Annotated in this window: 17 protein-coding genes; 7 read left to right on the forward strand and 10 right to left on the reverse strand. The window is 75.3% G+C overall.

Annotated features, from left to right (window positions below; all coding sequences use genetic code 11):
• Nucleotides 1-296: 296 nt before the first annotated feature.
• Nucleotides 297-1,235, reverse strand: a complete 939-nt coding sequence (locus ACFWDO_RS04205) for an NAD(P)-dependent oxidoreductase (RefSeq protein ID WP_380314948.1) — start codon at nt 1,233-1,235, stop codon at nt 297-299.
• 127 nt (nt 1,236-1,362) lie between these two features.
• Between ACFWDO_RS04205 and ACFWDO_RS04210 the strand changes: the two genes are divergently transcribed.
• Genes ACFWDO_RS04210 through ACFWDO_RS04225 form a run of 4 tightly spaced genes read left to right on the forward strand, consistent with a single transcriptional unit; the run spans nt 1,363 to nt 6,335 of the window.
• Complete coding sequence (locus ACFWDO_RS04210; RefSeq protein ID WP_380314945.1) at nt 1,363-2,853, forward strand: APC family permease; 1,491 nt, start codon at nt 1,363-1,365, stop codon at nt 2,851-2,853.
• A gap of 1 nt (nt 2,854) precedes the next feature.
• On the forward strand, nt 2,855-3,331 hold the full coding sequence (locus ACFWDO_RS04215) for a hypothetical protein (protein WP_380314942.1): 477 nt from the start codon (nt 2,855-2,857) through the stop codon (nt 3,329-3,331).
• On the forward strand, nt 3,328-4,698 hold the full coding sequence (locus ACFWDO_RS04220; RefSeq protein WP_380314939.1) for a dipeptidase: 1,371 nt from the start codon (nt 3,328-3,330) through the stop codon (nt 4,696-4,698). Before ACFWDO_RS04215 ends, ACFWDO_RS04220 begins: the two co-directional genes overlap by 4 nt.
• Nucleotides 4,695-6,335, forward strand: coding sequence for a phytoene desaturase family protein (locus ACFWDO_RS04225; protein ID WP_380315085.1), 1,641 nt, complete (start codon nt 4,695-4,697; stop codon nt 6,333-6,335). Before ACFWDO_RS04220 ends, ACFWDO_RS04225 begins: the two co-directional genes overlap by 4 nt.
• Here the strand turns inward: ACFWDO_RS04225 and ACFWDO_RS04230 are convergent.
• From ACFWDO_RS04230 to ACFWDO_RS04255, 6 genes are all read right to left on the reverse strand, one after another.
• A complete protein-coding gene (locus tag ACFWDO_RS04230; protein WP_380314935.1) occupies nt 6,332-6,727 on the reverse strand; it encodes a VOC family protein in 396 nt (131 codons plus the stop codon). The two genes, ACFWDO_RS04225 and ACFWDO_RS04230, sit on opposite strands and share 4 nt — an antisense overlap.
• Nucleotides 6,724-7,374 (reverse strand): CatB-related O-acetyltransferase, encoded by a 651-nt coding sequence (locus ACFWDO_RS04235; RefSeq protein ID WP_380314932.1) that lies wholly within the window; start codon nt 7,372-7,374, stop codon nt 6,724-6,726. Before ACFWDO_RS04235 ends, ACFWDO_RS04230 begins: the two co-directional genes overlap by 4 nt.
• Nucleotides 7,375-7,459: 85 nt before the next feature.
• Nucleotides 7,460-9,196 (reverse strand): thiol reductant ABC exporter subunit CydC, encoded by a 1,737-nt coding sequence (cydC, locus tag ACFWDO_RS04240; RefSeq protein ID WP_380314928.1) that lies wholly within the window; start codon nt 9,194-9,196, stop codon nt 7,460-7,462.
• On the reverse strand, nt 9,193-10,953 hold the full coding sequence (gene cydD / locus ACFWDO_RS04245) for a thiol reductant ABC exporter subunit CydD (RefSeq protein ID WP_380314925.1): 1,761 nt from the start codon (nt 10,951-10,953) through the stop codon (nt 9,193-9,195). The genes cydC and cydD overlap by 4 nt, the downstream gene beginning before the upstream one ends.
• Before the next feature lie 4 nt (nt 10,954-10,957).
• On the reverse strand, nt 10,958-12,007 hold the full coding sequence (gene cydB / locus ACFWDO_RS04250; protein WP_380314922.1) for a cytochrome d ubiquinol oxidase subunit II: 1,050 nt from the start codon (nt 12,005-12,007) through the stop codon (nt 10,958-10,960).
• 30 nt (nt 12,008-12,037) lie between these two features.
• The gene (locus ACFWDO_RS04255) at nt 12,038-13,537 is read right to left on the reverse strand and encodes a cytochrome ubiquinol oxidase subunit I (protein WP_380314919.1); all 1,500 of its coding nucleotides are present in this window, start codon (nt 13,535-13,537) and stop codon (nt 12,038-12,040) included.
• 447 nt (nt 13,538-13,984) lie between these two features.
• Between ACFWDO_RS04255 and ACFWDO_RS04260 the strand changes: the two genes are divergently transcribed.
• Both ACFWDO_RS04260 and ACFWDO_RS04265 read left to right on the forward strand, forming a co-directional pair.
• Nucleotides 13,985-17,602 carry an Rne/Rng family ribonuclease gene (locus ACFWDO_RS04260; protein WP_380314916.1) on the forward strand — a complete coding sequence of 1,206 codons (3,618 nt, stop codon included), beginning with the start codon at nt 13,985-13,987 and terminating at the stop codon, nt 17,600-17,602.
• Between the two features lie 107 nt (nt 17,603-17,709).
• Nucleotides 17,710-18,282 (forward strand): thymidine kinase, encoded by a 573-nt coding sequence (locus ACFWDO_RS04265; RefSeq protein ID WP_380314913.1) that lies wholly within the window; start codon nt 17,710-17,712, stop codon nt 18,280-18,282.
• Nucleotides 18,283-18,317: 35 nt separating this feature from the next.
• Here ACFWDO_RS04265 and ACFWDO_RS04270 read toward each other — a convergent pair whose 3' ends face one another.
• From ACFWDO_RS04270 to ACFWDO_RS04280, 3 genes are all read right to left on the reverse strand, one after another.
• Nucleotides 18,318-19,421, reverse strand: a complete 1,104-nt coding sequence (locus tag ACFWDO_RS04270; RefSeq protein WP_380314910.1) for a fatty acid desaturase family protein — start codon at nt 19,419-19,421, stop codon at nt 18,318-18,320.
• A gap of 92 nt (nt 19,422-19,513) precedes the next feature.
• On the reverse strand, nt 19,514-20,374 hold the full coding sequence (locus tag ACFWDO_RS04275) for an inositol monophosphatase family protein (protein ID WP_380314907.1): 861 nt from the start codon (nt 20,372-20,374) through the stop codon (nt 19,514-19,516).
• Nucleotides 20,375-20,407: 33 nt separating this feature from the next.
• Nucleotides 20,408-21,025, reverse strand: a complete 618-nt coding sequence (locus ACFWDO_RS04280; protein ID WP_380314904.1) for a protein-L-isoaspartate O-methyltransferase — start codon at nt 21,023-21,025, stop codon at nt 20,408-20,410.
• Between the two features lie 113 nt (nt 21,026-21,138).
• Between ACFWDO_RS04280 and ACFWDO_RS04285 the strand changes: the two genes are divergently transcribed.
• On the forward strand, nt 21,139-21,348 hold the full coding sequence (locus ACFWDO_RS04285; protein ID WP_380314901.1) for a dodecin family protein: 210 nt from the start codon (nt 21,139-21,141) through the stop codon (nt 21,346-21,348).
• Nucleotides 21,349-21,540 lie beyond the last annotated feature (192 nt).

The raw sequence follows: 21,540 nt of genomic DNA on the forward strand, positions 1-21,540 counted from the left end.
GCCCGGTCCCACAGCGGCCTGATGGTGGCGGCGTTGCGGTAGTGGACGGCCGCGACCCGGGAGACGCGTCGGTAGCCCGCTGAGCATGATCGGCGCCAGACAGCTCGACGTCTCCGGCAGGTCGTGGGCGACCAGGTAGAGGCCGGGCCCGAGCGCGGCCAGCCCGATCAGGACGGCGTCGATGCCCCGGTCCATCCGGGGGTGGTCGAGCAGGCTGTCGCTGACGAAGGCCCTCGGCGTCGTGGCCCGATCGGCCGGACGGTTCTCCTCACGGGTGTCCTCTCCGCCGTCCGCCCTCAGCGCGCCACGACGTTGCGCAGGCCCGCCGCGCCGTCGGCCAGCCAGGCCTCCAGCTGCGCGGTGACGAACGCGGCGGCGTCCTGAGGGCGCCCGCCCGCGACGTGCGGGGTGAGGATCAGGTGCGGCGCGTCCCACAGCGGCGAGGACTCCGGCAGCGGCTCGGTGCCGGTGACGTCGAGGGCCGCCCCGGCGAGGGTGCCGGCGCGCAGCGCGGCGACCAGCGCGTCCTCGTCCACCGTGGCACCGCGGCCGGCGTTGACGAACCGCGCGTGCGCGGGCAGCAGGCCGAGCACCCGCGCGTCGAGCGCGTGGTGGGTGTCGTCGGTGGCCGGCAGCAGGGAGATCAGCACGTCCGTGGTGGGCGCCACCTCGTCGATCGACCCGACGACGGGGAAGCCGTAGCGCTCGCCCGGGCTCGTCGCGACGCCCGTGACCTGGGCGCCGAGCGCGGCGAGCAGCGGCGCGAGCACGGCGGCGATGGAGCCGAAGCCCCACACGGTCACGCGGGCGCCGCGCAGCGTGAACAGCGCCTCGTCGCGGGCCTGCTCGCGGCCGAGGTCGCGGTCCCAGACGTGCTCGCGCTGCGCCGCGAGCGTGCGGTCGAGCCGGCGCACCGACGCGAGGACGAGCGCCAGGGTGTGCTCGGCGACGGTCGTGTCGTGCAGGGAACGGCCCGAGGCGATCACCACGTCCGGTGCGAACCCGGCGGCGAGCGCCTGGTCGGGGCCGGCGTTGAGGGTCTGCACCCAGCGCAGCCGCGTCATCCGGCGCGCGGCGTCCTCCATGACGCGCTGGGGGCTGGACCACGTGACCAGCGCGTCGGCGTCGGCGTGCTCCTCGGGCACCGGGTCGCGCATGACGTAGTGCGCCACCTCGACGCCCGGGACGTCGATCGTCAGGTCGAAGGGGACGTTGCCGGGCACCAGGATCTTCACGCCTCGGGACGCTATCAGCCCGGCCGCGGGGTGGTTCCGTCCCGTTCGCCGTGCGGCCTGTGACCTGCCCTCTTATCGTTCGAGAGGTCCGGCGTCCGCCGGGAGGCACGGGTGTCGGGAGGTCGGCATGACGACGTCAGGGACGGGGACGGCACCGCCGACCCGCGAGCAGGTGCGGCAGGCGATGACCGCGCGCACGCCACGGAACTACATCACGTGGCTCACGCTCGCCTTCATGATCACGTCGTCGGTGGCGAGCCTGCGGGCGGCGCCGACGATGGCGGTCTACGGGCTCGCCGCGGTGTTCCTGTACGTGGTGCCGGCGATCGTGTTCCTGCTGCCGACGTCGCTGGTCTCGGCGGAGCTCGCGTCCGGCTGGTCGGGCGGCGTCTACCGCTGGGTGGCGGAGGGGCTCTCCAAGCCGCTCGGCTTCCTCGCGGTGTGGTGCCAGTTCGCGATGACGATCTTCTACTACCCGAGCCTGCTGGGGTACGTGGCCAGCACGCTCGCGTACGTCATCAACCCGGCGCTGGCGTCCAACGGCGTGTACGTGGCGATCGTCATCATGGTCATCTACTGGGCCGGCGTGTGGGTGTCCTCGCAGGGCACGAAGACGGTCGCGGGCCTGTCCAGCGCGGGGCTGATCATCGGCACGCTCATCCCGGCCGCGATCCTCGTGGTCCTCGGCATGGTGTTCCTCGGGCAGGGCCACGCGTCGGCCGCGCCGATGGACTCCTCGCACCTGCTGCCGCAGTGGACCGGCATCGCGTCGCTGGTGCTCATCGTCAACAACTTCCTGTCGTACGCGGGCATGGAGATGAACTCCGTGCACGTGAACACGCTGCGCAAGCCCGGCAAGGAGTTCCCGCGGGCGATGTTCCTCGCGATCGGGCTGGTGCTGGTGATCTTCATCCTCCCGGCGGTGGCGATCAGCTGGGTGATCCCGGCCGACCAGCTCTCCCTCACGGCGGGCGTCATGCAGGCGTTCGACGCGTTCTTCGCCAACTTCGGCGTCTCGTGGCTGACGCCGATCCTCGGCCTCATGCTCATCGTGGCGTCGATCGGCGGCATGCTCACCTGGCTCGCGGGGCCGTCGAAGGGCCTGCTCACCGTCGCGCGCGAGGAGGGCTACATGCCCCCCTTCCTGCAGCGCCTCAACAAGCACGGCGTGCAGCAGAACATCCTCGTGGCGCAGGGCGTGTTCACCACGGTCATCGCGCTGCTCTACGCGTTCATCCCCGACGTCTCCAGCGCCTACTGGATCCTGTCGGTGATCACCACGCAGGTGTACCTGATCATGTACCTGCTGCTGTTCGTCGCCGCGATGCGGCTGAGGCGCACGGCGCCCGACCACCCCCGCGGCTACCGCGCCCCCGCCCTCGGCCTGCTGTGCGTGGTGGGCTTCGTCGCCTCGATCGCCGCGCTCGTGATCGGCTTCGTGCCGCCGGCGCAGTTCTCCAGCGGGTCCGTGGGGCTCTACATCCTCATCGTGGGCGGCGGGCTCGGCGTCATCGGGCTGCTGATCCCGTGGCTCTTCCTCAAGCTGCGCAAGCCGTCGTGGCGGCAGCCGTCGGCGGACGAGTCGGCGGGCCCGGCCACGACCGGGACGGAGGCGTGAGATGACCACGACGACGTCGCACGAGCCAGAGCGCGGGGCACAGGGGCGCAAGCGCTGGATCACGTACACCGCGGCCGCGGTGCTGCTGCTCCTGCTCGGCGCGGTGATGATGATCCAGTTCGCCGGCCACCAGGACCGGCAGGACCAGCGCGAGGCGGAGCAGAAGGCCGCGACGCTGCACGCCGCGTTCGCAGAGATCGGGATCACCGCCTTCTCCGAGGAGACCATCGCCCGCGTGCTGGGCGCCGACGGCGGGGGGTTCTGCACCGACCCGGCCGCACTGGTCGACGCCACCGCCAACCTCGGGTCCGCCAACGGCGCCGCGGGGCCGGGCATCCGCCCGTCCGTGCTGGACGAGCGGCGCCTGGCGGGCGACCGCCTCGTCATCGAGACCTACTGCCCGGACCAGCTCGACGAGTTCGACGCGTACGTCGACTCCCTCAACCTGGACACGACCACCACTCAGGAGGGCTCATGACCGCCGCCCCGGACGTCGAGGCGGTCCGCGCCGCGGTCGCGCCGCTGCTGCCCCGCGCGCTGGACGACCTGCGCACCCTCGTCGCCATCCCGTCCGTCGCGGACGAGCGCCTCTACCCGCGCGCCGAGTGCGAGCGCGCGGCGCAGTGGGTGGTCGACGCGTTCCGCGCCGAGGGCATCGACGACGCCCGCCGCGAGCGCACCCCCGACGGCTCGGACGTCGTCGTCGGGTACCGCCCCGGCCCGCCCGGCGCGCCGACCGTGCTGCTGTACGCCCACTACGACGTGCAGCCCCCGCTCGACGACGCCGCGTGGACCACGCCGCCGTTCGAGCTGACCGAGCGGGACGGCCGCTACTACGGGCGCGGCTCGGCCGACTGCAAGGGGAACGTCGTCACGCACCTCACCGCCCTGCGGGCGCTGCGCTCCCTCGTGGGCGACGACCTGCCGGTGGGCGTGCGCATCGTGATCGAGGGCTCGGAGGAGCAGGGCACCGGCGGCCTCGACCAGTGGGTCGAGGCCAACCCCGGGGCGCTCGCCGCCGACGCGATGCTGGTGCAGGACACCGGCAACGCCCGCCTCGGCCTCCCGACGCTCACCGTGTCGCTGCGCGGCGCCACCACCGTGGTGCTGCGGGTCGAGGCGCTCGAGGGCGAGATCCACTCCGGAATGTTCGGCGGCGCGGCCCCGGACGCGCTCGCTGCGCTGGTCGCGATCCTGGCGTCGCTGCGCGACGCGGAGGGCAACACCACCATCGACGGCGTGGACACGTCGGGCACCTGGCCGGGCGTCGGGTACGACGCCGACCAGTTCCGCGGCGACGCCGGCGCCCTGCCCGGCACGCGGCTGCTCGGCGACGGCGCCGTGGCCGACATGCTCTGGGCGCGCCCGGCGGTGACGATCCTCGGGATCGACGCGCCGTCGGTCGTGGGCTCCGCGGCCGCGATCCAGCCGCGTGCGGCCGCCCGCCTCAACCTGCGGGTGCCGCCCGGCGCGGACGCCCGCGAGCTGCAGGACAAGCTCGTGGCCCACCTCGAGGCGCACGCACCGTGGGGCGTGCGCGTCACCGTGGAGCGCGACGCCGTCGGGCAGCCGTTCGCCGCCCGCACCGACGGGCACGTCTTCGAGACCCTGTCCTCGGCGCTCGCGGACGCCTACGGCAAGGCCACCGTGACCGCCGGGCAGGGCGGGTCGATCCCGCTGTGCAACATCTTGGCGAGCCAGTACCCGGACGCGTCGATCGTGCTGCTCGGCGTCGAGGAGCCGGCCTGCCTCATCCACGCGCCGAACGAGAGCGTGCACCCGAGCGAGATCGAGAACCTGGCCGTGGGCGAGGCGCTGTTCCTCGCCCGGCTCGGCCAGGGCTGAGCGCCGTGCCAGCCGCCCGGTACGACGCGGTCGTGGTGGGCGGCGGGCACAACGGGCTCACCGCCGCCGCGTACCTCGCGCGGGCGGGGCGGGCCGTGCTCGTCCTGGAGCGGCTCGACCACTTCGGCGGGGCCGCGGTCTCCGCCCGGGTGTTCCCGGGCGTCGACGCACGGCTGTCGCGGTACTCCTACCTGGTGTCCCTGCTGCCGCGGCGGATCGTCCGGGAGCTGGCGCTGCCGCTGACCCTGCGCCGCCGGCGGTACTCCTCGTACACGCCGGTGGGCGACGCCGGTCTCCTCGTCGACACCGGCGACGACGCCGCCACCCGGGCGTCGTTCGCCGCCGTCGGCGCGCCCGTGACCGACCACGAAGCGTGGGGGCGCTGGTACGCCGCCACCGGCCGCCTCGCGCGGCGCCTGTTCCCCACGCTCACGGAGCCCCTCCCGTCGCGCGCCGAGGCCCGCGCCCTCGTCGACGACGACGCCACTTGGGACGCGCTCGTCGAGCGGCCACTGGGGGAGGCTCTGCGCGCGGGGTTCTCCTCCGACGTCGTGCGCGGCTTGGTCGCCACCGACGGGCTCATCGGCACGTTCGCCGACCTCGACGACCCGGCGCTGGTGCAGAACCGCTGCTACCTGTACCACGTGGTCGGCGGCGGCACGGGGGACTGGGACGTGCCGGTGGGCGGCATGGGCGCGGTGTCCGGGGCGCTGCGCGACGCGGCGCTCGCGGCCGGGGCCACGGTCGTGACGCGTGCCGACGTGACCGCCGTCGATCCGGGCGAGGGCGGCGACGCCCAGGTCTCCTGGACGGACGACGACGGTCGTGACCACGACGTCGCCGCGGGCGCGGTGCTGTGCGGCGCGGCGCCCGCCACCCTCGACCGCCTGCTCGCCGCGGCGGGGGCGGCGCCCTCCGGCCGTGCCGGGCCGCGGGCGCCCGAGGGTGCGCAGCTCAAGGTCAACATGCTGCTGCGCCGGCTGCCGCGCCTGCGGGACGGCGTCGACCCGGCCGCCGCGTTCAGCGGCACGTTCCACGTCAACGAGTCGTTCGCGCAGCTCCAGGACGCGCAGGCGCAGGCGGCGGCCGGACAGGTCCCCGCGGTGCCGCCGTGCGAGATCTACAGCCACTCGCTCACCGACCCGAGCATCCTCGGCTCGGAGCTGCGCGCGACCGGCGCTCACACGCTCACACTGTTCGGCCTGCACATGCCCGAGCGGCTGTTCCGCGGTGACGGCCCGACCGCGCACGACGCCGCCCGGGACCGGGCGCTCGCCGCCACGCTCGCGTCGCTCGACTCCGTGCTCGCCGAGCCGATCGAGGACGTGCTGCTGCGCGCCCCGGACGGCAGCCCGTGCCTGGAGGCGCGCACGCCCGTGGACCTGCAGCGCGACGTCGGGCTGCCCGGCGGCCACATCTTCCACCGCGACCTGTCGTGGCCCTGGGCCCCGGACAGCTCTGCCGGCGATGCCGACGGCACGCGGGACGACGACGCGGCCGGCCTCGACCGGCCCGGGTCGTGGGGCGTCGAGACCGTGCACCCGCGCGTGCTGCTGGCGGGTGCCGGCGCGCGGCGCGGTGGGGGAGTGAGCGGCGTCCCCGGCCGCGCCGCGGCGATGGCGGCGCTCGGCGGCTAGCCCTGCGGGGCCAGGGTGCGCAGGACGCAGAACTCGTTGCCCTCCGGGTCGCCCAGCACCTCCCAGCTCGCGTCGGGGTCCTGGCCCACGTCGACGCGGGTGGCGCCGAGCGCGAGCAGCCGCGCGACCTCGTCGTCGGTGCTCCTGTCGATCGGGCTGACGTCCAGGTGGAGACGGTTCTGCACGGTCTTGGCCTGCGGCACCCGCGCGAAGACCAGGGTGGGGGCCTCCTGGCGGTCGCGGACGCCCTCGACGGTCGGCTCCCACGAGCCGATCTCCACCTGGTCGTCGCGCCGCTCGAGGACGGAGAACCCCAGCACCTCGCACCAGAAGGCGGCGAGCCGCTCCGGGTCGTGGCAGTGCACGACCACCTCGGTGAGCCTGCTGGTCATGACCGCACCGCCTTCGGCGCGACGGCCTCCAGGTCGTCGACGCTCCCCGACATGATCGTGCGCACGTGCTCGGTGACGTGCTCGACGGGCCAGTTCCACCAGGCCAGTGCGAGGAGCCGGGCGATGTCCCGCGCGTCGAACCGGGTGCGGAGGACGTCGGCCGGGTTCCCGCCGACGATGCCGTAGTCGGGCACGTCGCGGGTGACCACCGAGCCGGCGCCGACGATCGCGCCGTGCCCGATGCGCACGCCCGGTAGCACCGTGGCGCCGTTGCCGAGCCAGACGTCGTGGCCGACCACCGTGTCGCCGCGGCCGGGGAGCCCGGTGAGGAGGTCGACGTGCTCCGCCCAGGACCCGCCGAGCGTGGGGAACGGGAACGTGGACGGGCCGTCCATCCGGTGGTTGGCGCCGTTCATGAGGAAGCGGACGCCCGTGCCGAGCGCGCAGTACCTGCCGATCCGGAGCTTCTCCGGGCCGTAGTGGTAGAGCACGTTGCGGGTCTCGAAGGCGGTCGCGTCGTCGGGGTCGTCGTAGTAGGAGTACTCCCCGACCTCGATCAGCGGGGACGTCACCAGGGGCTTGAGCTGGACCACCCTCGGCTGGCCGGGCATCGGGTGCAGGATCGTCGGATCAGCGGGAACGGGCATGCGTCGCGGTCTCCTCGTCGGTCGTGCTTCGCGTCCCGGCCCATCATGAGCCTCCCGGCCCGGCCGGTCATCCTGATTCGTGCGCTCAGCCGGGGGCCCCGACCGTCCGCTCCTGAGTGGCGGCCCACGCGTAGCCGGGGTCGTCGCGCAGCAGGTCGTGGTGCGGGCCCCGCGCGACGACGCGAGCGGGACCGCCGGCCGGGTCCGTGCCGAGCAGCAGCACCTCGTCGGCCGACGCCAGCGGCGTGAGCCGGTGCGACGCCACCACGACCGCCCGGCCGGTGGTGCGGGCGTGGGCCGCGAGGGTGCCCACCAGGGCGTCGGCGGTCGCGGCGTCGAGGTGCTCGGCGGGTTCGTCGACCAGCAGCACTCGGGCCGGCGCCAGCAGCGCGCGGGCCATCAGCAGGCGGCGGCGCTCGCCGCCGGAGACGTCCGCGCCGTCCGGGCCGAGCATCGCCTCGAGGCCGTCGGGCAGCCCCGCCAGCCAGGAGTCGAGGCCGACGGCGGCGAGCGCTCCGCGGGCGTCGCCCTCGGTGACGTCGGGGCGGGCCACGCGCAGGTTCTCCAGCACGGTGGTGCCGAAGAGGTGGCCGTCCTCGGCGACGAAGAGCGTGCCCCCGGCGGCGGTGCGCACGTGCCCCCCGCGCTCCGGGAGCAGCCCCGCGGCGGTGAGCAGCAGCGTCGTCTTGCCGACGCCGGACGGGCCGGCCAGGGCGACCACGGCGCCGGGTAGCAGCGTGAGGTCCACGCCCGCCACGACCGTGCGGTCGGCCCAGCCGGCGGCGACGCCGTCGAGCTCGAGCAGGTCGCCGCCCACGGGGGGCGGCTCGGGCGCGGGGCCGGCAGGGGCGGCGTCGGGGAGGAGGGCGACGAGCCGGCGAGCGGCCTCGCGGGAACGGCGCAGCTGGACGGCGGCGGCCGGGAGCGTGGACGTGGCCTCGAAGACGGCGAGCGGCGTGAGCACGACGACGGCCAGCTCGACGGGCGTCAGCGCGCCCGCCGCGACGGCCGGCACGCCGAGCAGCAGCGAGCACAGGACGGCGAGGGTCTGCGCGCCGGCGTCGATGGCGGCCGACGTGCCGGAGATGCGCGCGCCGTCGTGCGTGGAGCGCGTGAGGCGGGCGTCGGCGGCGCGCAGCCCCGCCAGCCGTTCGTCGAGGCGGCCCGCGACGCGCAGCTGCTGCCCGTCCTCGAGCAGCTCGAGGGCCCGGCCGGTGACCTCGGCGCGGGCGGCCGCCCCGCGGCGCTCGACGGACGCCGCGGCCCGCGACGCCAGCCACGGCGCGAGCACGCCCGTGAGCAGCAGGCAGCCGAGCAGCGTGAGGCCCGCGGCAGGGAGGAACGCGCCCACCAGGACCACCGAGCCGAGCCCGACCCCGACGGACACGCCGGCGGGGATCAGCGCGCGCACGACGACGTCTCCCACCGTGTCCACGTCGGCGCCCACCCGGGCCAGCAGGTCGCCCCGGCGCAGCGCGATCACGCGGGTCACGGGGCCGGCGGCGAGCGCGTCGTAGAGGTTGGCGCGCAGGGCGGCCATGCCGCGCAGCGCCACGTCGTGGGAGGCGAGGCGCTCCAGGTAGCGCAGCACGCCGCGCCCGGTGCCGAACGCGCGCACGGCGACGACGGCCACCGACAGCTGCAGCACCGGCGGCATCTGCGACGCCCGCGCGATGAGCCACGCCGCGGCGGCCGCCAGGCCGACGGAGAACCCGAGCGCGAGCGTGCCCAGCACCACCGCCCGCAGCACGCGGGACCAGCGCACCTCGAGCATCGGCAGCACCCGGCGCAGCGGGTCGGCAGTCTGCCCGGCGCGCGTCACGACGCCACCGCCTCGGCCGGGCCGACGGCGCGCGCGGCGACGTCCACCACCTGGTCGGCCAGGGCCAGCAGCGACGCGCGGTGGGCGACGACCACCACGGTGCGGCCGGCGTCGCGCCAGGCGCGCACGGTGTCGAGGACGACCTGCTCGCCGCGGGCGTCGAGGTGGGCGGTGGGCTCGTCGAGCAGCACCAGGGGCGGGGGAGCGGCGCCCTCCGGCGTGGCGCCGTCGAGCAGCGCCGACGTGAGCGCCACCCGCTGCCGCTGCCCGACGCTCAGCCCCGTGCCGCCCAGGCCGACGGGCGTGGCCCAGCCCTGCGGCAGCCCGGCGGCGACGGCGTCCAGCCCGGTGGTGCGCGCGGCCGCGGCCAGCGCGTCGTCGCCGATGTCGCGGCCATCCGTGACCGCGTCGCGCAGCGTCCCGGGGGCGAGGCTGGGACGCTGCGGCACCCAGGTGACCTGGGGCCACCAGGTGGCGGGGTCGACGTCGGCGAGGTCGACGGGGATCGGGTCGGCGGAGGCCGCGCCCGCGGGCTCGACCAGCACCCGCCCCGCGTCGGGCCGCAGCAGCCCGAGGAGCACGAGCGCCGTGGTCGACTTGCCCGCCCCGCTGGGGCCGCGCAGCGCGACCACGCGGCCGCCGCCGGGGTGGCCCGTGCCGAGCGGCACCCGGGCGGTGAGCCCGGCCGGCGCGGACAGGCCGCGGTCCCCGGCGCGGACGCCCACGCCGTCGAGCACGAGGGTCGCGCCGGCGAGGGCCGGCGCGGCCACGGTGCCGGCGTCCGGCAGCGGCTGCTCGAGGACGGCGAAGGCACGGTCGGCGGCCGCGAGGCCGTCGGTGGACGAGTGGAACTCGGCGCCCACACGGCGCAGCGGCAGGTACACCTCGGGGGCGAGGACGAGGACGGCGATGGCGGGGACGAGCGCGATCATCCCCTCCACGAGGCGCAGGCCGACTCCGACGGCGACGATCGCGACGGACAGCGTGGTGAGCAGCTCGAGCACCATGCCCGACAGGAACGCGATCCGCAGCGTGCCCATGGTCGCGCGCCGCGACGCGTCGCCGAGGGCCCGCACGCGGACGCCGGGCCCGATCTCGCGCCCGAACGCGCGCAGCGTGGGCAGCCCGGCGAGCAGGTCGAGCACCTGGGATCCCAGGCGCTCGATGGTGCGCAGCCGGCGCTCGGACGCGCCCGCGGTCATGACGCCGACGAGCCACATGAACAGCGGCACGAGCGGCAGCGTCACGACGCAGATCAGCGCGGAGACCCAGTCCAGGCCGAGCACCACCAGCACCAGCACCGGGGTGAGGATCGCGGTGAGCAGGAGCTGCGGCAGGTAGCGGACGAGGTACGGCGCGAGGTCGTCGAGGCCGCGGGTGGCCAGCGTGGCGGTGGCCGCGGGGCCCGCCTCGCCCCCGGCGCGCGGGCCGAGCGCCACGGTGTGCGCCACGACCTGCTCGCGCAGCTCGGCGACGACGTCCGCGGCCGCCTTCTGCGCGTACCGCTCCTGGGCCCAGGCGATCGCCGCCCGCGCCGCGAGCGCGGCGACGAGCACCCCGAGCCACGGGGCGAGGTCCGCCAGGGCCAGGGGCGTGCCCGCGCTGCCCGCCGTGACCGCGGGTCCGAGGGTGTGGGCGATCGCGAACGCCTGCACGACCACCGCGCCGGCGGCGGCGACGCCGAGCGCGGCGGTCAGGGTGACGTACCACCGGGCCGCGCGGGCGCGTCGCAGCAGGCGCGGGTCGAGGGGCTTCACCACGTCAGAATGCCGCGTCCTTGATCTTCTGCCAGGACAGGCCCGCGGGCGCCGGGATGTCCTTGCTGGACAGCCGGCGCCGGAACACCCAGTACGTCCACGCCTGGTAGGCGATGACGAGCGGCGTGAGGACCACGGCCACCCACGACATCACGGTGAGCGTGTAGGGGGTGGAGGCGGCGTCCGCCACGGAGAGCGCGACGCCTCCGTCGACGGCGGGGATGACGTCGGGGTACATGGAGCCGAAGATGAGCACGACGGCGGCCGCGATGGTCACGGCCGACAGCGTGAACGCCCAGCCCTCCCGGCGGGCCCGCGCGGTCACGACCACGCCGACCAGCGCGAGGGCCGCGACGGCCACCGGCACCCAGGTCCACGCCACGGAGTAGGCGACCTGCGCCCAGATCGCCCAGCCGCCGGCCACGACCAGCGCGACCACCGACAGCACCGACGCGAGCCGGCCCGCGCGCTCGCGGACGTCGCCGTCCGTCTTGAGCGCCACGAACACGCTGCCGTGCAGCAGGAACAGCACCAGCGTGGTGAGGCCGCCGACGAGGGCGAAGGGGTTGAGCAGCGCCCAGAACCCGCCCACGTACTGGAACGACTCGTCGAGCAGCAGACCGCGCACGAGGTTGCCGAACGCCACGCCCCACATGACCGCCGGGACCCACGACCCTGCCTGGATGGCGAGGTCGCACCGCCGCACCCAGCGAGCGTCGGCGATCTTGCCGCGGTACTCGAACGCGACGCCGCGGGCGACGAGCGCCAGCAGGATGATAAGCAGCGGGATGTAGAAGCCGGAGAACATGGTGGCGTACCACTCGGGGAACGCGGCGAAGGTCGCACCGCCCGCGGTGAGCAGCCACACCTCGTTGCCGTCCCACACGGGCCCGATCGTGTTGATGAGGACGCGGCGCTCGGAGTCACGCTGCTCCTTGCCGCCGCGCGGCAGGATCGACAGCAGCATGCCGACGCCGAAGTCGAAGCCCTCGAGCACGAGGTAGCCCGTCCACAGGACGGCGATGATGACGAACCAGAGGATCGCGAGGTCCACGGCAGTAGCTCCAGTCTCGTTTCTCGGCGCTCAGTACGCGAAGGACAGCGGGCGGTCGGTGTCCTCGGGGTCCTGCGCCTCCGGGGACTCGTCGCGGACCGAGGCGGGCGCGCCCTCGATCGTGTACCGGTGCATGAGCCGGTACCAGACGACGGCGAGCAGCGCGTAGACCAGCGTGAGCACGATCATCGACGCGAGGATCACGCCCGGCGGCACGGCAGTGGACACGCCGCGCTCGGTGAGCAGGCGCACCTGGTCGATGCCGCTCGGGTTGGGCGCCACGACCCAGGGCTGCCGCCCGACCTCGGTGAAGATCCACCCGAACGAGCAGGCGATGAACGGCATGGGCAGCGCCAGGATGCCGAGCCGGCCGAGCCAGACGTTCTCGCTCACCCGGCCCTTGCGCGTCAGCCAGAGCGCGAGGAGCGCGAGGGCGGCGGAGAAGGCCGCGAAGCCGATCATGAGGCGGAACGACCAGTACGCGACGGCGAGCGGCGGCGTGTAGGTGACCGGGTCGCCGGAGGCGGTGGTGTCGCCGTAGCGCTCCGTGTACTGCTGCTGGACGTCGTTGACGCCGGGCAGGAAGGACTCGGGGCCGGAGAAGTGGCCGGTGCCGAGGTAGCTGGCGAGGCCCGGCACGGTGAGGATGTGCCGCACGCCCTCGCAGCCCTCGTTGAGGTTGCCGATCGACAGGATGGAGAAGGCGGCGGCCTCCTCGCCGTCGCACAGCGCCTCGGCCGACGCCATCTTGCCGGGCTGCTGCTCGAACATGAGCTTGCCCTGCACGTCGCCGGACCAGATGACGCCGGCGCCCGCGACGAGCATCACCCAGGCCCCGAGGACGACGGCCGGACGGTAGACGTTGCGCGCCGTCTCGACGTCCTCGGCCCTCTTCGTGCGGGCGAGGCGCACCATCCACCACGCCGCGATGCCGCACACGAACGTGCCGGCGGTGAGGAACGCGGCCGTGATGGTGTGCGGGAACGCGGCCCACAGGGTGTTGTTGCCGAGCACCGCGCCGATGGACTCCATCTCGGCGCGGCCCGTCTCGGGGTTGTAGATCGTGCCGACCGGGTGCTGCATCCACGAGTTGGCGGCGAGGATGAAGAACGCCGAGAGGTTCGTGGCGAGGGCGAACAGCCAGATCGACGCGAGGTGCACCTTCTTGGACACGCGGTCCCAGCCGAAGATCCACAGGCCGAGGAAGACGGACTCGACGAAGAAGGCGGCGAGCGCCTCCATCGCGAGGGGGGCGCCGAAGACGTCGCCCACGAAGCGGGAGTATTCGCTCCACGCCATCCCGAACTGGAACTCCTGCCAGATGCCGGTGACGACGCCGAGGGCGAAGTTGATGAGCAGGAGCTTGCCGAAGAACTTCGTCAGGCGGAGCCAGCGCTCCTTCTTGGTGACCACCCACGCCGTCTGCATCGCCGCGACCAGCGGCGCGAGGCCGATGGTCAGCGGGACGAAGATGAAGTGGTAGACGGTGGTGATGGCGAACTGCCAGCGGGCCAGTGCGAGGGCGTCCACGGGTTCTCCTGATACTCGTCCGAGTCGTCTGTCGACGGTATGACCACCGGCCCGCGGGCGCACGACCAGGACGGTCGCCGCCACGAGGCCCTGCTCGTGAAGACTTTCACGATCTTGGTCGTGAAGGTCTTCACAAGTCAAACCCGGGTCGGTCACGGCGTGTCCGACGGCGGCGTGTCACGCGGCGGGTCGTGCAGGATGCGATACTGGTGCGAAGCCGCACGGGCCCACATCCCGGGGCGGCCCACGAGCTCGCAGCACTCGCGATCCGCACGCGATGCCGCCGTCCGGCACGAGGCCGGGAGGCGGGCGTCCGCGAAGAGCGCGGTGCCGCAGCCGGAACCGAGACTTCCGTCGGCCGGTGCGCTGAGCAGCGCCGCCGTCCGACGACGACCACCGGTGGTCCGCACGTGTGGGGGCGGGGCCGCCGGAGCTGGAGCGCCTTCCGTGACGTCCGACAACCCGACCGACGCCGCAGCCCGCAAGCCCGCCCGCCGCCGCGCGACCCGCGCCGCCGGCGGCGCGAAGGCCGCGGCCGGCGAGCAGCCCGCGACGACGGCGGCCGCCCCGGCCGCCTCGGCCGCCTCGCTGTCCGACCTCGTCCTGCCGGAGCGGTCCGCCGCCCGCGACGACGCCCCCGCCGCCCCGACGGCCGGGGCTGCCGGCCTGGCCGGCATCGTGCTGCCGGACGGCCCGACCGGCCGCAGCGAGGGCGACGAGGCCGCCCAGAAGCCCGCCCGCACCCGTCGCCGGGCCACCCGCTCCACCGGCGCCCAGCGCGAGGCCCAGCCCGCCGCCGAGCCGGCGCCCGCCGTCGAGGCGCCGGCCGAGGTGCCCGCGCCCGAGGTGGCCGAGCCGGCGTCCGCGGCCGAGCCGGCCCCCGCGGCCAAGACCCGCACCCGGGCGCGCCGCGCCACGGGGTCGGCCGCGAAGAAGGTGACCGAGACGGCTGAGGCGACGCCGGCCGGGGCCCCTGAGCCCGAGGCCGCCGAGCAGACGGCCGCCGAGCCCGAGACCGCCGAGCCCGCTGCGCCGAAGCGAGCCACGAGGTCCGCCGCCAAGGGCGGCGCGAAGGGCTCCACCCGGACCACCAAGGCCGCCGAGACCACGGATGCGACCAAGGCGACCGAGAAGGAGCCTGCCGAGCAGGCGGCGACGGAGCCCGCGGCGAAGACCACGAAGCGGACCCGCAAGAAGGCCGCCCCGGCGGCGACGGAGGAGACCGCGCCTGAGGCGGTCGTTCCCGCGACCGACGCCCCCGCAGCGCAGGAACCGACGGCCCCGCGGTCCCCGGCCGCCCGGGGCGGCGGGTCGGTGACCCCGCGCCTCGCGACGACGGCCGTGCTGTTCCAGGCGCCGGACCTCTCCGGCCGCCGCGCGCGCCGCGCGCAGGCCCCCGCCGGGCCGCCGCGCCCGCACGACGAGCCGGCCGCGCCCTCGTTCGCGTCGCGGGTGACCGCCGCGCCCGCCGAGGCTGCTGCGCCCGCGGACGCTGCCGCGCCCGCCGAGGCGACGACGGAGCCGGCGACCGAGGCCCCGAAGGCCCCGGCGACGCGCTCGCGGTCCCGCCGCGCCACCCGCCCGTCGAAGGCGGCGCAGCCGGCAGCGGCGCAGGAGCAGGCCGTCCAGGACCAGGCTGCCCAGGAGCAGCTCGCGCAGACGGCCTCCGAGCAGGAGCCGGTCGCGCAGGTGCCGGCCGTCGACGAGGCGCCGTCGGTCGTGGAGGCCGAGGCGCCCGCCGTCGAGCTCACGGACGACGAGGCCGCCGCGGTCGAGGAGGTCGGCGTCATCGAGTCCGAGCTCGTCGCCGAGGGCGTCGAGCTCGTCGACCTGGGCCCGGAGGACCTGAGTGACGAGGACGGCGAGGACGACGAGATCCGTCCGCGCCGCCGCCGGCGCCGGGGTGGCCGTGGCCGCCGCGGCGGGCGTCGTCCCGAGGACGGCGCCGAGCACGACGGCGACGAGGACGCGGAGGACGGCCCGCACGACGAGGCCGCCGGGCGTCCCGCCGACGAGGGCACGGACGAGCACGGCGAGGACCACGACGACGAGCAGGGTGACGACCGGGACGACGCCGAGGACGAGGGCGGCGAGTCCGCGTCGGGCCGTCGCCGTCGCCGCCGTCGCCGGGGCACCCGCGCGGAGCGGGCCGAGGCCGCGGTGGCGCGCACGCGCGACCGCGACGAGGTCACCGCGCTCAAGGGCTCCACGCGTCTCGAGGCGAAGCGTCAGCGCCGTCGCGAGGGCCGCGACGCCGGCCGCCGCCGCCAGATCATCACGGAGGCGGAGTTCCTCGCGCGCCGCGAGTCGGTGACGCGGTCGATGGTCGTGCGCGAGCTCGACGGCCGCACGCAGATCGCCGTGCTCGAGGACGGCGTGCTCGTGGAGCACTACGTCTCGCAGCAGTCGCAGGCGTCGATGGTGGGCAACGTCTACCTCGGGCGCGTGCAGAACGTGCTGCCCAGCATGGAGGCCGCGTTCGTCGACGTCGGCAAGGGCCGCAACGCCGTGCTGTACGCCGGCGAGGTCAACTGGGACGCCGCGGGCCTCGAGGGCGGCCAGCCGCGCCGCATCGAGGAGGCGCTGAAGTCGGGCGACTCCGTGCTCGTGCAGGTCACCAAGGACCCGATCGGGCACAAGGGCGCGCGCCTGACCTCGCAGGTCACGCTCGCCGGCCGCTACCTCGTCTTCGTGCCCGGCGGAGGCATGACCGGCATCAGCCGCAAGCTCCCCGACACGGAGCGCAGCCGCCTCAAGAAGATCCTGCGCGACGTCGTGCCCGAGGGCGCGGGCGTCATCGTGCGCACCGCCGCCGAGGGGGCGAGCGAGGCCGAGCTGCGCGCCGACGTCGAGCGCCTCGAGTCGCAGTGGGCCGCGATCCAGAAGAAGTCGTCGTCCGCCAGCGCCCCCGCGCTGCTGCAGGGCGAGCCGGACCTCGCGATCCGCGTGGTGCGCGACATCTTCAACGACGACTTCTCGTCGCTGCAGATCCAGGGCCAGGGTGCGTGGGACGAGATCGCGCAGTACGTCGAGGAGCTCGCTCCCGACCTGCGCGACCGCGTCACCAAGTGGACCGAGAACACCGACGTGTTCGCCGTGCACCGCGTGGACGAGCAGCTCGCCAAGGGCATGGACCGCAAGGTCTGGCTGCCGTCCGGCGGGTCGCTGGTCATCGACCGCACCGAGGCGATGACGGTCGTCGACGTCAACACCGGCAAGTTCACCGGCGCCGGCGGCACCCTCGAGGAGACCGTCACGCGGAACAACCTCGAGGCGGCCGAGGAGATCGTGCGCCAGCTGCGGCTGCGCGACATCGGCGGCATCGTCGTCATCGACTTCATCGACATGGTGCTCGAGTCGAACCGCGACCTCGTGCTGCGCCGCCTGGTCGAGTGCCTGGGCCGCGACCGCACCAAGCACCAGGTGGCGGAGGTGACGTCCCTCGGTCTGGTGCAGATGACCCGCAAGCGCGTGGGCCAGGGCCTGGTCGAGGCGTTCTCCGAGACCTGCGAGCACTGCAAGGGCCGCGGCTTCATCGTGCACAGCGAGCCCATCGAGAAGGGCGGCGCGCCGCACCAGCACAGCGACGCCGACCAGGGCGAGGGCGCCAAGCGCTCGCGCCGCAAGCGCGGCGGCAAGCAGGCCGAGCCGGCGACCCCGGCCCCGGCGGCCGAGGTGCCGACGCTGCCCGAGGACCGGTCCGAGGCGCGCGAGGCGGTCAAGGCCACGCTCGCCACGATCGCGGCCGCGGCGGCCCACGCCCACGAGCACGAGCACGAGGCGAAGGACGGCGGTACGGCGGACCCGACCGCGGCGCCCGAGCCCGCGCCCGCGCCGCTGACGCTCCCCGAGCCGGTCGAGGCCGCGGTGGTGACGCCCGTCGCGCCCGAGACGCTCATCGAGCTGCCCGAGCGCAAGCCGGAGGCGTCTGCGCCGGAGCCGACGGCGGACCCCGCCGAGAAGCCTGCGAAGAAGGCTCCCCGCCGGGCGCGCAAAGGAGCCGGAGCGCCCCGGGCTGCTCGGCCGGCTGCTGGGGAGGCTGCGCCGGGAGTGACCGGCGAGTGACCTGACCGCGAGCCCGGCACGAGGGCCCGAGGCCGACGTCACCGGACGTCGGCCTCGGGCTTTCGTGTACCCGCGTGCCGGGCGGGAGTGCGTGCCATGCTCGGGCCATGGACGACGGGATCGGCGGGCGGCTCGAGGTGATCGCCGGGCCGATGTTCGCCGGCAAGACGGAGGAGCTGGTGCGCCGCGTGCACCGCGCGCAGGTCGCGCGGCGCGGCGTGCTCGTCGTCGCGCACGCGCTGGACACGCGCAGCGGCCCCGGCCGGGTGGCGTCCCACTCGGGGCTGGAGGTGCCGTCGCGCAGCGTGCGATCCGCGCAGGAGGTCCCCGGGCTCGTGGAGGCCGGCACCGAGCTGGTGGCGGTGGACGAGGCGCAGTTCTTCGGCCCGGAGCTGGTGGACGTCGTCACGGCGCTGGCGGACGCCGGCCTCGTCGTGGTGGTGGCGGGGCTGTCGGTGACGTTCGACGGCCGGCCGTTCGCGCCGCTGCCCGCGCTGATGGCGGTGGCCGAGCAGGTCACGAAGCTGACCGCGGTGTGCGCGGTCTGCGGGCGCGACGCGGCGTACCACGTCCGCCTCGAGCTGGCGCCGGCGGACGATGATGCGCTGTCCCCGACGTCGGGCCACGTAGGCGGCTCCGAGTCGTACGAGGCGCGCTGCCGGCGGCACCGCGCCGCCTGACCGCCGGCCGGGTGCCGGGCTCGGGTGCCGGGTTGTCAGCCGCGCCCGAGCCGCTGGCGCAGCGGGCAGTCGAACGGGTCCCGCGCGGCGAGGCCGACCTCGTTGAGGTACCGCACGACGATCGCGTAGGAGCGCAGCAGCGTGGTCTCGGTGTACGGCATCCCGAGGCGGGCACAGTGCTCGCGCACGATGAGCCGGGCCCGCGCCAGGTGGGGGCGCGGCATGCTCGGGAACAGGTGGTGCTCGACCTGGAGGTTGAGCCCGCCCATGAGGACGCTCATCCAGGCGCCGCCGCGCACGTTGCGCGACGTCAACACCTGCTTCGACAGGAAGTCGATCCGGCTGCCCGGCGGGATCATCGTCATGCCCTTGTGGTTGGGGGCGAAGGTCGCGCCCATGTAGACGCCGAACACGGCGAGCTGCACGCCCAGGAAGGCGAGCCCGAGCCCGATCGGCAGCCACCAGAAGATCACCGCCACGTAGAGGGTCAGCCGCGCCACGATGGTGACCAGCTCGCGCCGGCGGGCCGCGCGCGTCTCGGGCGGCCCGGTCAGCAGCGACCGCACGGCGGTGACGTGCAGGTTGAGCCCCTCGAGCGTGAGCAGCGGGAAGAACAGCCAGCCCTGGCGGCGGGTGATGGCGCCGAGGAACCCGTGGTGGTCGGCGGCCGCCTCCTCGGTGAAGGAGATGACGCCGGGCGCCACGTCGGGGTCCTTGCCCACGTGGTTCGGGTTCGCGTGGTGGCGCGTGTGCTTCGTCATCCACCAGGAGTAGCTGATCCCGACGACGGCGTTCGCCAGCAGCCGCCCGACGCGGTCGTTGAGCGGTCCGGACGCGAACACCTGGCGGTGCGCGGTCTCGTGCGTGAGGAAGGCCAGCTGCGTGAGGACGAGGCCGAGGCCGCCGGCGACCAGGAGCTGCAACCAGGAGTCGCCCAGGAGGACGAACCCCGTCACGAGCCCGCCGAGCGCGACGGCGAGCGCGACGGCGACGCCGAGGTAGTAGCCGTAGGCGCGGCGCAGCAGCCCCGCGTCGCGGACCTCCTTCGACAGGGTGGCGTACGTGCCGGTGAACCGGGCGGCCTGACCGCCGCGAGCGGTGGACGGGGCCTGACGGACGGCCGGGACGACTGGGGGCATGCGTGCCTCGCAGGGGTCGGGGTCGACTTCCCAGCCGAGGGGTGAGCGGATGCTCCGTCGTGCGGATGCCTCGAGCCTACGGAACCGTAGGTTCAGGACAAGGGGGATGTCCCCCCGACCGCCCGGACCCGCGCGAGGACCGCGGCCGACGTCGCGGCGTCCGCGGCGGCGACGATCCCGCGCCCCCCGCGGACCTGCCCGCCGTCGAGGTCGGTGACGACGCACCCGGCCGCCTCGCACAGTGCGACGCCCGGCAGGAAGTGCACGCTGCCGTCGACGTGCGCGCCCGTCACGTACGCGGCCTGGCGCCCGGCGGCCACCCAGGCGAGGGCGAGGGACGTCGACGCCACGCGGACGGCGAACGCCGCGCGCACGGCCTCGTCCGCGACGAGGCCGGGGGCCGCGCCGCCGTTGTCGACGTCCACGTTGACCAGCCGCGTCACCGGGGTGGGGGAGAGGTCGGTGTCGGCGCCCGTGCCCGGCGCGCGGCGGCACGCGCGGGCCCCGTCGGTCCACAGCACCTCGCCGGTGAGCGGGTCGGCGACGGCCGCCGCGGCGACGCGCTCGGTGCCGTCCTGCTGCTCGGCGAGCGCCACGTTGACGCCGAAGGACGGGACCCCGGCGGCGAAGTTGAGGGTGCCGCACAGCGGGTCGACGTACCAGCGCCGCGGCGCGTCCCCGCCGGACGTGCCGAGCTCCTCGCCGACGACGGCGTCGTCCGGGCGCGCGTCCGCCAGCACCTCGCGGACCGCCCGCTCGGCGGCGACGTCCGTGTCCGTGGCGAAGTCCAGCGCGGACTTCGCGTGCCGCGTCACGGGGCGGCCGAACGCGGCGGCGACCTCCGCGGCGCCGCGGAGGGCGGCGGCGATCGCGACCTCCACGTCGGACGGGCGGGGCTCGGGTGGGGGCTCGGGCGCGGGCGAGGTCGGGGGAGCGTCCGTGGGGTGCGTCACGTGCGGCATCCTGGCACGCCCCGCCGCAGTCCCTCAGTCCTCGACCAGGGGGACGAAGGAGTACGTGCCGTGCTCGGACGTGCGGACCCTGCCGTCGTCGTCGCGCGTCACGAGCACCATGACGTGCCGTACGGGGATCACCATGCGGCCGCCTGGCGCCACCTGGTCGACCAGCTCGTCCGGCAGCCGGGTGGCCGCGGCGGAGACGAGCACGCGGTCCCAGCCGCCGTCCCGGGGCGCCCCGAGGACGCCGGGCGTGGCGTGGACGACGTGCGCCCAGGTCATGCCGGTGCGCCGCACGGCACCCGACGCGCGCGCGGCCAGGTCGGGGTGGCGCTCCAGGCCGAGCACCGTGCCCTCCGGCCCGACCAGCCGGGCGAGGAGCGCCGTCGTCCAGCCGGAGCCCGCCCCCACGTCCAGCACCCGCGCGCCGGCGGGCACGGCCAGCAGGCGCAGCATCGCCGCGACGGTCGACGGCTGCGAGCAGGTCTGCCCGTGCCCGATCTCGAGGGGCCGGTCGGCGGCGGACCAGCGCGCCGCGGCGCGGGGCAGGAAGCCGCGCCGGTCGACGTCGCGCAGCGCGTCGGCGACCGCGTCGTCGACCCCTCCCGCGCCCGTCGGCAGGTCGGCAGGTCCCGTGCGTCCGGCCATCCCCCCATCGTCACTCCGGCGCCGCCCGGACACCGGGCGAGCGAGCCGGCAGGGCGTGACGATCGAGGGACCGGCCGGCACCCCGTCGCCGGCCCCGGAGATCGGAGGACGGCATGGCAGGGACGGTCGCACGCGTCACGGAGATCACCGCCCGCTCGGACACGAGCTTCGAGGACGCGATCCGCGTCGGCCTCGAGCGCGCCGGCCGGACGGTCCGCAACATCACCGGCGCCTGGGTCAAGGAGCAGAAGATCGAGGTGTCCGACGGCGCCGTCGTCGCGTGGCAGGTGGACATGCAGGTGACGTTCGTCCTCGACGACTGAGGGCTCCCCGGCCTGTACGGCGCGCCCGCCGCCGCCCGGCGGTGGGCGACGTCACGCCCTGCGCGCCCGCCGGAGGTTTGAACCCTTCGGCTCCCTCGCGTAGTCTTGGACGTCGGCGCGCCTCTGGTGTGCCAGTCCCGTGTGCCCAGGACGCACCGCACTCGACCGCCGCGGCGGGCCGAGTTGCAGACC

This window comes from Isoptericola sp. NPDC060185, assembly GCF_042728595.1.
Taxonomy (GTDB): Bacteria; Actinomycetota; Actinomycetes; order Actinomycetales; family Cellulomonadaceae; genus Isoptericola.

Bases quoted from the DNA above. Each gene is read 5' to 3' on its own strand.
- ACFWDO_RS04215 (WP_380314942.1), top strand. From the start codon at position 2,855: ATGACCACGACGACGTCGCACGAGCCAGAGCGCGGGGCACAGGGGCGC.
- ACFWDO_RS04265 (WP_380314913.1), top strand. From the start codon at position 17,710: ATGGACGACGGGATCGGCGGGCGGCTCGAGGTGATCGCCGGGCCGATG.
- ACFWDO_RS04270 (WP_380314910.1), bottom strand. From the start codon at position 19,421: ATGCCCCCAGTCGTCCCGGCCGTCCGTCAGGCCCCGTCCACCGCTCGC.
- ACFWDO_RS04235 (WP_380314932.1), bottom strand. From the start codon at position 7,374: ATGCCCGTTCCCGCTGATCCGACGATCCTGCACCCGATGCCCGGCCAG.
- ACFWDO_RS04285 (WP_380314901.1), top strand. From the start codon at position 21,139: ATGGCAGGGACGGTCGCACGCGTCACGGAGATCACCGCCCGCTCGGAC.
- ACFWDO_RS04230 (WP_380314935.1), bottom strand. From the start codon at position 6,727: ATGACCAGCAGGCTCACCGAGGTGGTCGTGCACTGCCACGACCCGGAG.
- ACFWDO_RS04220 (WP_380314939.1), top strand. From the start codon at position 3,328: ATGACCGCCGCCCCGGACGTCGAGGCGGTCCGCGCCGCGGTCGCGCCG.
- ACFWDO_RS04280 (WP_380314904.1), bottom strand. From the start codon at position 21,025: ATGGCCGGACGCACGGGACCTGCCGACCTGCCGACGGGCGCGGGAGGG.
- ACFWDO_RS04210 (WP_380314945.1), top strand. From the start codon at position 1,363: ATGACGACGTCAGGGACGGGGACGGCACCGCCGACCCGCGAGCAGGTG.